This window comes from Pseudorhodoplanes sp. (assembly GCF_046289595.1).
Classification (GTDB): domain Bacteria; phylum Pseudomonadota; class Alphaproteobacteria; order Rhizobiales; family Xanthobacteraceae; genus Pseudorhodoplanes.
Genome location: NZ_JBKBVB010000145.1, coordinates 1 through 10,291 on the forward strand (window position 1 = coordinate 1; position 10,291 = coordinate 10,291).

Consider the following 10,291-nt stretch of genomic DNA (forward strand, 5'->3'; position numbering starts at 1 on the left):
GCCACCGGCTTTCTGTGGACCGCCGGCGGGCCTTCCTTCGCCACCTTTGGCGGCACGGCTGCGACCGGCGGCGCGCCGGCGGGTGCTGCATCGGCGCCAGGCGGAGCCGCGGCCGCGTCGGGCCCCGTATCGGGAGCGGGAGCCGCCTGCTGCACCGGACGGCCCGGCCGGCGCCGTTGCGGCGCAACCGCAGGCGGTTCGGCATTGTCGGGCGCAGCTGCGGCCGGTTCGGCAGGCGCGGGGGCGCCGTCTCCTCCCGGGGCGGGCAGCACCTGGATTTGCCGCGCGGGCCCCTGTTGTGCTTCGGCGATGCCAGGCCCCGCCACGACGACCGCCGCGGCAAGGGCGCAAGTGAGGGCGCAAGTGAGGGCGCAAGTAGCGGCGCACGAGGCGGAATAGCTGCGCGATTTCGACATAACCTTCTCCTTGGTCAAAACGGAAAGACGGTCCTTGTCAGTCGCATGGCCCGCGGCGCGCGTTCGAACTTGCGCAACGCGGTAACGGTTACTTCCGCTTCTTTGCTTTCGTGGCTTTCGTGGCTTTCGTGGCTTTCGTGGCTTTCTTGGCTTTCACGGCTTTTTTTGCCTTCTTCGCCGCCGGCATTTCGTCCTTGGCCTTGCGCTTGATGTCCATGCCGTGGGCGCGCTTGTAAGTCTGGATGTCCTTGAACTTTCCTTCCTTGTCCCGCACCGCGTAGAGCTTGGTGCCCGTTGAACTGCGATGTGTGGTTCGTCTCGCCATGGTCGTTTTCCCCAGCCCGTTCAAAACACTGCAGTCTCGTTCCAGGGCTCGCGAGTCGCAACGCACATCTTGTTGTTCAAGGGGCCTTGCTTGCGGCCCGGGCGGAGGACGTTCCGGACTGCGCCTCAAGCCAGAGCAGGCAGAAGCCGATCGCCGGGATGAGAATGTCGGTCCAGAAGATGATGCCGGCATTGCCGGGCGCAAAATTATGCGCGCTGACCATCTGGTAGATATGGCCGCCGGCGGCGCCGAGCAGAAACAGCGAGGGGCCGACCACCGCCGCGATGCGCAACCCGCGATCGCCGCGAAAGGCCAGGAAGCCGACCGCCGCAAAGCCGAGACTGGCGAAGCCGACTTCGGTCTGGAACGGGCTGTCGGCCCAGCCGATGAAGCGCGCGGCCATCTCCCCGAAGAACACATGCATCACGAAATTGTACAGAAAGCCGATGCCGATCGAGAACAGCAGGAAATAGGCGAACAGCGCCTCGACGAGCTGCGCATTGCTGCGCGGCGCGGGCTTTGCAAAATAGGCGATGGCGGATGCGAACAGGCCCATCACCAGAAAGGTGAGGGTGAAGTTCGACAAGGCGAAGCGGATCAGCGATTCGATCATGCGGCTTCTCTACACGTCACGGCCGCCGGGATCGCCTGCCGCCGCACATGCGTCCTCGCGCCGGCGCGGGCTTGGCAGGCTGCGCTGCCCGCCCCATATTTGCGGCCATGAGCGAGAACATGAGCGACACCAAGACCTATCCCGTCACCCGCAGCGAAGCCGAGTGGCGTGCGCTGCTGACGCCCGAACAATATTACATCATGCGCCAGCACGGCACCGAGCGGCCGGGCAGTTGCGCACTGAATTACGAGAAGCGGGCCGGCACCTTCGAATGCGCCGGCTGCGGGCAGCCTTTGTTCCGGTCGGGCCGGAAATTCGAAAGCGGCACCGGCTGGCCGAGCTTCAACGATCCGGAGCCCGGCTCGGTCGAAACCACCGAGGACCGCAGCTTCGGCATGGTCCGCACCGAGGTGCATTGCAGCCGCTGCGGCAGCCATCTCGGCCATGTCTTTCCGGACGGCCCTCCGCCGACCGGCCTTCGCTATTGCATCAACGGGGTTGCGCTGAACTTCAAGCCGGCCGGCTGAGGGCGTTTCCAGCCCGCAACCGAGCGGCTATGCTCGGCGCAGACTTGCGCGGGGACTGTGCCATGCCCGGAACCGGCATGCGCGAAATCGGTCGCGTCTATGCGGCCCGCGGTCCGTGGATCGACGACGTCACGCCGGGGGATCCTGCGGACGATGCGCATTTCGAGAGCCGCCCAATTCCCGAGGATGCGTGGCGGGCATTCGAGAATTCCGCCTTGTGCGAGCATATGCACGGGCTGCCGCATGACGGCATCATTGCCTGCTATGAGGAGTTTTCGTTCGGCGAGGGTCAGCTTCCCGCTCTGGTCGCGCTGATCGAAACCGAGATGCAGAATGCGCCGCCCGCCGCACGGAACTGGCTGGCCGAACTGGCGCGCTTCGCACGCCGCGCAAAGGAGCGCGGCGTCGGCGTCACCTTCATCGTGAGCGGGTGACCGGTCATGGCGCAGCCGATCGTCAAGACGCGCACCAGGACGAAGACGAAGACCGCGCGCCCGCCGCTCTACAAGGTGATTTTGCTGAACGACGATTACACGCCGCGCGAATTCGTTGTGCAGGTGCTCAAGGCGGTATTCCGCATGGGCGCCGAACGCGCCTATGCGGTGATGATGACGGCGCACCGGCGTGGCGCCTGCGTGATCGCGGTCTATACCCGCGATGTCGCCGAGACCAAGGCGAAGGAGGCGACCGAACTCGGCAAGCAGCACGGCTATCCGCTGTTCTTCACCACCGAGCCGGAAACCTGACGACCGCAGGTTTGCTGCGGCGCACGCGCTCTATGCATCCGTAAAATCTGCGATGACCCTCGCCGCGCATATTGCCGCGCGACGCGCTGTCCAAGCTCGAAGCGCCGCCTGCGGCGTTACCGTGACAACACCGTGTCCGAACGCGGAGGCTTGCAATGACGGAAATCACGCGCACCGATCAGGCGCTGGAATTGCGCTCGGGCGGCACCACGCTGACGCTCGACCGCAGCGGCGGCAAGGCCGTGATGCAGCGCAAATTCCTGTTCGTGAAGATGAAGCCGGCCGAGATGAAGCTCGACGACATTGCCGATGTTAAACTGGATATCGGCGTCGACCGCGCGTCCGGTGTCGAGGTCTGCAGCACGATGCTGGTGTCGCGCGACGGGGCGGCCTTTGCGCTGCCCGCCGCCGACAAGGCCGATGCCGAGCGCAGCGCCGCGGCGATGCGCGAGTTCCTGCATCAGCATTGAGCGGGCGGCGGACCGGTTTCTCGCACCGACGACGACACGGCCCGTCCGGCGAAGCGACCGTCGCCGGACGGGTGTCGGCATTATGCGCTCAGCGTGCGCGGGCCTGAGCGCGGCGCGCCTTGGCGCTGACGGCGAAGTTGCGATAGCCGCCGGTATCGAAATGGATATGGCCCGATCCGTAGGTGATGACCGCGCCATTCGCATGCGAGCGCAGCCAGGCGAGCATCGCCGCGCGCTGGCCGGGCTTGGGCATGAAGTCCACCGCCTTGCCGTAGCGATGCTGTGACGGCCGGCCGGAGCCTGCGATCACCGCGCCGGGCCGGCAGGTGGAAATCACCTTCACGGTGCCGAAACGCGCTTCGAACCGCGACAGCAATGCGCGGGTCTCTCCGGTGAGGCAGGCGCGCGAGGCGCTGGCGCCGCTCGTGGCCCTGCCGCGGCGGCCGGTGCGATGCGCGGTGCGGAACGGACCGAACTCTTGAAACTGCGATGTGTGGATGCCATGCGTGCTCGATATGTCGTCGGCATTTTGCGCAGTGGCGGGAAGGGCGGGGAGAAGGGTAGCAGCCAGCAAAACGGCAGCCGGAGTTGCGATACGCATTGAACCTCTTTCTTGTTGTTGAGGACAGGCGGTCTGTGTTGCGAAGCGTGAGGAGGACGACGCTGCCGTCCGGCTATCGCTGGTCCTGGCGTGTCACATCGCCCAGGGCCTTCACGGAAACCGCAGGGCCGCGGTTAAAGCACCGGATGCGGCGATTTCGTGACGGCTCCTGCCGAATACCCCTTGTGCAACAAGGACATAGCAGCCGCTTTTGGAGGGCTGCGCACCGTTTGCCGCAGAAATTCCGCATTGCGCGGCGGCGCCTTCCAATTTCCTGGGAAAATTCCGCCGAAAACGCAACGCGCCGCCTGCGCGCCGCGATTTTGCCGGATTAATGAATCCGAGAAGCGGCGGGGCGTCCGGCCCGAGGCGCGGTTCTCTGTAACGCCGGTGCGATATTCGTGATCGCTGCCAACCTGCCGGCGCACGGATCCGATGCCCCCAGGCACCCGCCTTGTCACCCACCGGCAGGACCGTCGTAGACGTGCCTTCGATCTGATCGTGCGTCATCCCGAAGCCGCGCAGCCGGTCGAGCAGCGCCCAGACGTGCGGCGGCTGCCGCTCGCCGCTTTCCTTACGTCATCTCTTGCGAGGGCGCTCCGGACGAGGCCCGGGTGCTGCGCATTCTGCACGGCGCACGCAAGCAGCCATGGGATGAGGTCCGGTGATGTGCGCAGCCCGCATGGGGCGAAACGCAATGCGGGGCGCTCCCGGATTTCGCTGCGCTTATCCGGGCTACGCCATGCTTGCCGCGGCAGGCAAGCATGTGCAACGATTGACGGCGCCGACATCGGAGAGCGCAAACACAGAAATGAGCTCGAATTCGCCGGCCTTCATCACGCTTGAGGAAATCGAGATCCCGGAATGCTACCGCGGGAGGGTGACGTGCTTCAACGATTGGCGGTGGGCGCTGGCAGAGATGACCGGCGTCGCGGTGCGTTATGTTGTTGTCGGCAAGACCATTGCGCTGGATACACGCGATCCGGCTGTGCGTGCGCCCGAATGGTTACCCGTGATCGAGGCACAGGCGGACGCGCCGCTCGACGAAGCAATCACACCGCAACAACGGCTCGGGGATTGGGAGCTGATGCCGGCCGATCCGCTGCTTGTGGTGCTGCTGCTCACGGTTCCCGGCGGCATCGTGCGCCATCGTTTTGCCGGTGCAATGGCGGCACGCCTCGCCGAAATGACGGAACTGATGTACGGCATCGATGACGGGCGCTACGGACTGATCAACCTCGGCCGCTTTACCGAACAGATGACGGCGGGTTTCCGGCGCCTTGCCGAAAAGCGCATCGACGCTCCTGTTGCCGGTGGTTACGAGCCGCGGGGCTGGTGGGATATTGCGGGGCAGTTCACGGCGTAGGGCCGCCTCGCTGGGATGAAGCCGCGCGCGATGCGGGGCTGATGCCAAGCGCGGACTCGATTTCCACGGATTTCGCTTCGCTCCATCCGGCTACAAAAAACAGCATGGCCGGGACGAGCCCGGCCATCGCGTAATGTGGTCTGCGCGAGCCGCTTACTTCAAGCTCAGCGCCATGCCGTTGAGATCGAGATTGACCATCAGTCCTGTCTGGGTCCCGGCGAGCTGCATCACAGCGCCGCGCTGGTTGGTCAGCACCACGGCCTGCGGTCCGCGGATCACCGCGGCGCCGGCCGAGCCCGCGCCATAGACGCCCTCGACATCGCGCGGCGAATTGATGTTGGAGACGGTGCCACGCAGGTTGATCGCCGCGCCGCCAAAGGTGAGGCCGTAGCTTAAGCCACCGATGGCGAGCGGATAACGGCGGCCGCGGAAGGTCAGCGTGCCTTCGCCGATGGTGCCGCCGATCACCCAGCCGCCTTTCAGGAAACGGATATGGACCGTGCCGGTATCGGCTTTTGCGGTCGTGGCGAAGCCGAGCGCAATCAGCGCTAAGGCGAAAACGCGGAGGCGGGAGAAGGTCATGAATGTCCCCGGTGTCGATGTGGTTTTGAGGGCCGGGGCACCCCGGCTGACGCTAATGGGACACCATTATCTGATTCGGAACACCGGACCGCTTAGAGTCATTTGCTCAGATAGGACGAACGAGTATTGTCGATATATCGGCCGGTTGCGGTTGATATGGGTGGAGCCGCTGGGACACTAGGTTTGGACCCTAGACCCAGCGGCCCCGGACTCGGCCGGTGCCGAGCGGATATGGCGTTTGGACTGCCACATCAATCTTCATTCGCAAGCGCCCGTATGACATTTGCGATCTTGTTGGCTTCTGCGCCCGACAGATCGAACGGCAAGCCTTGAATCTTGATCGTGAGATTCGGACGAAGAGGAATCGGGATGATGTTCACGTCCGCTGGAGGCGGTTCGACCGCGGCCTTCATGGTTTGCTCGGCAGTAGCGCCTTCGCCGGCTGAGGTCGCAGATTTCTCGGGTTTGCGAGGGGCCGCCGATACCGACGGCTTGAAATTCAGCGGATCCTTTTGGTAGCGCAAAAAGTCGTCAATCGCTGACTTCAGCCTACTCTTGTAGGCGCTCAGACTCTCAGGAGTGTATTTGCCGCCCTCCAGATTGAGGAAGCGGCCCATCACTACGTCAATGTCTAGCTGCGCAACGTCTGCTGCTTCGGCGTCGTCGAGAATCCCGAGAATCTTGTTCGCTGCGGCTTTCCGGGCCGCAACTGTTGTCCGATTCATCAAGCCCTTGTTAGACAGATAATCCAGAAATTCTAGGAGCGCGGCGCGCGATCGATTCGTCATGGCTCGATCCTTTCTGCGGTACAGATAGGACAGGAGGATGACGCTGTCAATCAGAAATTTCTGTCAGAAATTTCTTTATTCTGGCGGATATATCAAATTTCTGGAGGCTGGCCGGAAATCTCACCGGTCAGCCTCCAACGGCACTCACGAACACCCCGTCGTGGAACCGCACGTATCGCACTTCATGCAGGTGCCGTTGCGCACCAGCGTGAAGTTCTGGCACTCGCCGCAGGCCTCGCCCTCGTAGCCGCGGGCTTTCGCTTCCGCGCGGCGCTCGGAGATCGCGGCCTTGGGCAGCGTCTGGTTCTGGACCTTGGGCTCGTCCAGCATGGCGCGCATGCGCTCGGCCACCGGATTGAGATCGAGCGCGGGAGCCGCGCCCCCTTTCAGCGCGACCGCGCCCTCGGTGCGGAACGAGGTCACGTTGCCCGCCGCCTGCTGGGCCGCGCCGCCGGCCGTACCGCTCGCTGCGCCGCCGGCATGATGGGTGCCGCCCGAGATCACGCCAAGCTTGTCGGTGCGCGAACGGGTCAGGCCCTTGGACAGATATTTCGCCGCGGGCTGGGGCAGGGAGCCTTCAGGCGCCTTGCCCTCCTCCACGCCCTTGCCGAGCGCGTCGAAGCCGCCTTCCGACGGATCGACATGCGCCAGATCGAAGCGCGAGAGATAGCTCACCGCGAGTTCGCGGAACACATAATCGAGGATCGAGGTCGCGAACTTGATCGAGTCGTTGCCCTGCACCGGGCCCGAGGGCTCGAACCGCGTGAAGGTGAAGGCGTCGACATATTCCTCGAGCGGCACGCCATATTGCAGGCCGAGCGAGACCGCGATCGCGAAGTTGTTGATGAAGGAGCGCAATGCCGCGCCTTCCTTGTGCATGTCGATGAAGATTTCGCCGAGGCGGCCGTCATCGTATTCGCCGGTGCGCAGATACACCTTGTGGCCGCCGACCACCGCCTTCTGGGTATAGCCCTTGCGGCGGTCCGGCATGCGCTCGCGCTCGCGGATCACGGTGATGCGCTCGACCACCTTCTCGATGATCCGCTCGGCGACCTGCGCGGTGCGCGCAGCCTGCGGCTTCTCGAGGAAGGCCTCGATGTCGTCGTCCTCGTCGTCCTCGTCGGCGATCAGCTGCGCGTTGAGCGGCTGCGAGAGTTTCGAGCCGTCGCGATAGAGCGCGTTGGCCTTCAGCGCCAGTTTCCAGGACAGGAGATAGGCGTTCTTGCAATCCTCGACCGTGGCCTCGTTGGGCATGTTGATGGTCTTGGAAATGGCGCCCGAGATGAAGGGCTGCGCCGCCGCCATCATGCGGATGTGGCTTTCGACCGAGAGATAGCGTTTTCCCGTGCGGCCGCAGGGATTGGCGCAGTCGAACACCGGATAATGCGCAAGCTTCAGGTGCGGCGCGCCTTCCACCGTCATCGCGCCGCAGACATGGATATTGGCGGCCTCGATCTCGCGCTTGGTGAAGCCGAGATGCGCAAGGAGGTCGAAGGTCGGGTTGGCGAGATCGGCCGGCGAGACGCCGAGCGCATCGCGGCAGAATTGCTCGCCGAGCGTCCACTTGTTGAACGCGAACTTGATGTCGAAGGCGGTCGGCAGCGCCTTTTCGACCAGCGCGATGGCCTCGTTGGTGAAGCCCTTGGCCTTCAGGGTGGCGTGGTTGATTGCCGGCGCATTGGCGAGGTTGCCGTGGCCGACCGCATAGGCCTCGATCTCGGCGATCTCGCTTTCGCTATAGCCGAGCGCGCGCAAGGCTTCCGGCACGGCGCGGTTGATGATCTTGAAATAGCCGCCGCCCGCGAGCTTCTTGAACTTCACCAGCGCAAAGTCGGGCTCGATGCCGGTGGTGTCGCAATCCATCACGAGGCCGATGGTGCCGGTCGGCGCGATCACGGTCGCCTGCGCGTTGCGGTAGCCGTGCTGCTCGCCGAGCGCCAGCGCCTTATCCCAGGCAAGCCGGGCATGCTTCACCAGATTCTGGTCGGGGCAATGCTGCGCCTCGATCGGCACCGGATTGGTGCCGAGCTGTTCGTAGCCCGCCGCTTCGCCATAGGCCGCTCTGCGGTGATTGCGCATCACCCGCAGCATGTGCTCGCGGTTCTTCGCATAGCCCGGGAAGGCGCCGAGCTCCGCCGCCATCTCCGCCGAGGTGGCGTAGGAAATGCCGGTCATGATCGCGGTCAGCGTGGCGCCGATGGCGCGGCCGGCGTCGGAGTCATAGGGAATGCCCGACGACATCAGAAGCCCGCCGATATTGGCGTAGCCCAGGCCGAGCGTCCGATATTCGTAGGACAGCTGCGCGATCTCCTTGGACGGGAATTGCGCCATCATCACCGAGATTTCGAGAACGATGGTCCACAGCCGCACCGCATGCTCGTAAGCGGCGACGTCGAACACCTTGGTGTCCTTGTCGCGGAAGGTGAGCAGGTTCAGCGACGCCAGATTGCAGGCGGTGTCGTCGAGGAACATGTATTCCGAGCAGGGATTGCTGGCGCGGATTTCGCCCGAGGCCGGGCAGGTGTGCCAGTCATTCACCGTGGTGTGGAATTGCAGGCCGGGATCGGCACAGGCCCAGGCGGCATAGCCGATCTTCTCCCAGAGCGCGCGCGCCTTCAGCGGCTTTGCGACCTTGCCGTTCTTGCGCCAGGTCAGATTCCAGTCGCCGTCATTTTCGACCGCCTTCAGGAAGTCGTCGGTGACGCGGACCGAGTTGTTCGAATTCTGTCCGGAAACCGTGAGATAGGCTTCGCTATCCCAGTCGGTGTCGTAGATCGGAAAATCGATGTCGGTATAGCCCTGCCGCGCGAACTGGATCACGCGCTTGATCATGTTGTCGGGGACATAGGCCTTGCGGGCGAGCTTGATCTCGCGCTTCAGCGCCGGGTTCTTGTCGGGCGAGAAGCAATCGTCGCCGGAGCCCTCGCAATTGACGCAGGCCTTCAGCACCGCGCGCAGATGCTTCTGGTTGATCTTGGAGCCGGTGACGAGGGCCGCGACCTTCTGCTCCTCCTTCACCTTCCAGTCGATATATTGCTCGATGTCCGGATGGTCGGCATCGACGACCACCATCTTCGCCGCTCTACGCGTGGTGCCGCCCGACTTGATCGCGCCCGCGGCACGGTCGCCGATCTTGAGGAAACTCATCAGGCCGGACGACCTGCCGCCGCCCGACAGCTTCTCGCCCTCGCCGCGCAGCGCCGAGAAATTCGAGCCGGTGCCGGAGCCGTATTTGAACAGGCGCGCCTCGCGCACCCACAGATCCATGATGCCGCCTTCGTTCACCAGGTCGTCGGCAATCGACTGGATGAAGCAGGCATGCGGCTGCGGATGCTCGTAGGCGCTCTCCGACTTCTTCAGCTCGCCGCTCTCATGATCGACATAGTAATGGCCCTGGGAGGGACCGTCGATGCCATAGGCCCAGTGCAGCCCGGTGTTGAACCATTGCGGCGAGTTCGGCGCGCACATCTGCATCGCCAGCATGTAACGAAGCTCGTCGAAAAAGGCCTGCGCGTCGGCCTCGCTGTCGAAATAGCCGCCCTTCCAGCCCCAATAGGTCCAGGTGCCGGCGAGCCGGTCGAACACCTGCTTCGACGAATGCTCGCCGCCATAGCGCTCGCCCTCCGGCAACAGCGACAGGGCGGCGTGATCTGCCGCCGAGCGCCACAGAAACGAGGGGATCGAATTTTCTTCAACCTTTTTCAGCGCGGCCGGCACGCCCGCCTTGCGGAAATATTTCTGCGCCAGAACGTCGGAGGCGACCTGCGACCAGAATTCCGGCACTTCCACATTCTCCAGCCGGAACACGACCGACCCGTCCGGGTTCTTGATCTCGCTCGTGGTCAGGCGGAAGCCGA

Annotated in this window: 11 protein-coding genes and 1 pseudogene; 5 read left to right on the forward strand and 7 right to left on the reverse strand. The window is 64.2% G+C overall.

The window, feature by feature from the left end; translation table 11 throughout:
* The 3 genes and pseudogenes from ACK41X_RS20840 to ACK41X_RS20850 form a co-directional block, all read right to left on the reverse strand.
* Nucleotides 1-326: pseudogene (locus tag ACK41X_RS20840) on the reverse strand (DUF2147 domain-containing protein); the annotation flags it as partial.
* 178 nt (nucleotides 327-504) lie between these two features.
* Nucleotides 505-741: a hypothetical protein gene (locus tag ACK41X_RS20845; RefSeq protein WP_409727326.1), complete on the reverse strand. Its 237-nt coding sequence runs from the start codon at nucleotides 739-741 to the stop codon at nucleotides 505-507.
* A gap of 76 nt (nucleotides 742-817) precedes the next feature.
* Nucleotides 818-1,354, reverse strand: a complete 537-nt coding sequence (locus ACK41X_RS20850) for a DUF6790 family protein (protein WP_409727329.1) — start codon at nucleotides 1,352-1,354, stop codon at nucleotides 818-820.
* A gap of 119 nt (nucleotides 1,355-1,473) precedes the next feature.
* Between ACK41X_RS20850 and msrB the strand changes: the two genes are divergently transcribed.
* From msrB to ACK41X_RS20870, 4 genes are all read left to right on the forward strand, one after another.
* Nucleotides 1,474-1,881 (forward strand): peptide-methionine (R)-S-oxide reductase MsrB, encoded by a 408-nt coding sequence (gene msrB / locus ACK41X_RS20855; protein ID WP_409727332.1) that lies wholly within the window; start codon nucleotides 1,474-1,476, stop codon nucleotides 1,879-1,881.
* A gap of 77 nt (nucleotides 1,882-1,958) precedes the next feature.
* Nucleotides 1,959-2,315, forward strand: coding sequence for a hypothetical protein (locus tag ACK41X_RS20860; protein ID WP_409727334.1), 357 nt, complete (start codon nucleotides 1,959-1,961; stop codon nucleotides 2,313-2,315).
* Between the two features lie 6 nt (nucleotides 2,316-2,321).
* Complete coding sequence (gene clpS, locus ACK41X_RS20865; protein ID WP_409727337.1) at nucleotides 2,322-2,627, forward strand: ATP-dependent Clp protease adapter ClpS; 306 nt, start codon at nucleotides 2,322-2,324, stop codon at nucleotides 2,625-2,627.
* Between the two features lie 155 nt (nucleotides 2,628-2,782).
* The gene (locus tag ACK41X_RS20870) at nucleotides 2,783-3,097 is read left to right on the forward strand and encodes a hypothetical protein (RefSeq protein WP_409727339.1); all 315 of its coding nucleotides are present in this window, start codon (nucleotides 2,783-2,785) and stop codon (nucleotides 3,095-3,097) included.
* 88 nt (nucleotides 3,098-3,185) lie between these two features.
* Here the strand turns inward: ACK41X_RS20870 and ACK41X_RS20875 are convergent, their stop codons facing one another.
* The gene (locus tag ACK41X_RS20875) at nucleotides 3,186-3,698 is read right to left on the reverse strand and encodes a peptidase M15 (protein ID WP_409727342.1); all 513 of its coding nucleotides are present in this window, start codon (nucleotides 3,696-3,698) and stop codon (nucleotides 3,186-3,188) included.
* Nucleotides 3,699-4,509: 811 nt separating this feature from the next.
* Between ACK41X_RS20875 and ACK41X_RS20880 the strand changes: the two genes are divergently transcribed.
* On the forward strand, nucleotides 4,510-5,064 hold the full coding sequence (locus tag ACK41X_RS20880; protein WP_409727345.1) for a hypothetical protein: 555 nt from the start codon (nucleotides 4,510-4,512) through the stop codon (nucleotides 5,062-5,064).
* Between the two features lie 153 nt (nucleotides 5,065-5,217).
* Here ACK41X_RS20880 and ACK41X_RS20885 read toward each other — a convergent pair whose 3' ends face one another.
* The 3 genes from ACK41X_RS20885 to ACK41X_RS20895 form a co-directional block, all read right to left on the reverse strand.
* Nucleotides 5,218-5,646, reverse strand: coding sequence for a hypothetical protein (locus ACK41X_RS20885; RefSeq protein WP_409727348.1), 429 nt, complete (start codon nucleotides 5,644-5,646; stop codon nucleotides 5,218-5,220).
* Nucleotides 5,647-5,897: 251 nt separating this feature from the next.
* Complete coding sequence (locus ACK41X_RS20890; RefSeq protein WP_409727351.1) at nucleotides 5,898-6,434, reverse strand: hypothetical protein; 537 nt, start codon at nucleotides 6,432-6,434, stop codon at nucleotides 5,898-5,900.
* Between the two features lie 144 nt (nucleotides 6,435-6,578).
* The coding region (locus ACK41X_RS20895) for a vitamin B12-dependent ribonucleotide reductase (protein WP_409727354.1) at nucleotides 6,579-10,291 on the reverse strand (3,713 nt) is incomplete at its 5' end.

Coding starts and splice junctions, on each gene's coding strand:
- ACK41X_RS20885 (WP_409727348.1), bottom strand. CDS start 5,646: ATGACCTTCTCCCGCCTCCGCGTTTTCGCCTTAGCGCTGATTGCGCTC.
- clpS (WP_409727337.1), top strand. CDS start 2,322: ATGGCGCAGCCGATCGTCAAGACGCGCACCAGGACGAAGACGAAGACC.
- ACK41X_RS20860 (WP_409727334.1), top strand. CDS start 1,959: ATGCGCGAAATCGGTCGCGTCTATGCGGCCCGCGGTCCGTGGATCGAC.
- ACK41X_RS20845 (WP_409727326.1), bottom strand. CDS start 741: ATGGCGAGACGAACCACACATCGCAGTTCAACGGGCACCAAGCTCTAC.
- ACK41X_RS20880 (WP_409727345.1), top strand. CDS start 4,510: ATGAGCTCGAATTCGCCGGCCTTCATCACGCTTGAGGAAATCGAGATC.
- msrB (WP_409727332.1), top strand. CDS start 1,474: ATGAGCGACACCAAGACCTATCCCGTCACCCGCAGCGAAGCCGAGTGG.
- ACK41X_RS20875 (WP_409727342.1), bottom strand. CDS start 3,698: ATGCGTATCGCAACTCCGGCTGCCGTTTTGCTGGCTGCTACCCTTCTC.
- ACK41X_RS20870 (WP_409727339.1), top strand. CDS start 2,783: ATGACGGAAATCACGCGCACCGATCAGGCGCTGGAATTGCGCTCGGGC.
- ACK41X_RS20890 (WP_409727351.1), bottom strand. CDS start 6,434: ATGACGAATCGATCGCGCGCCGCGCTCCTAGAATTTCTGGATTATCTG.
- ACK41X_RS20850 (WP_409727329.1), bottom strand. CDS start 1,354: ATGATCGAATCGCTGATCCGCTTCGCCTTGTCGAACTTCACCCTCACC.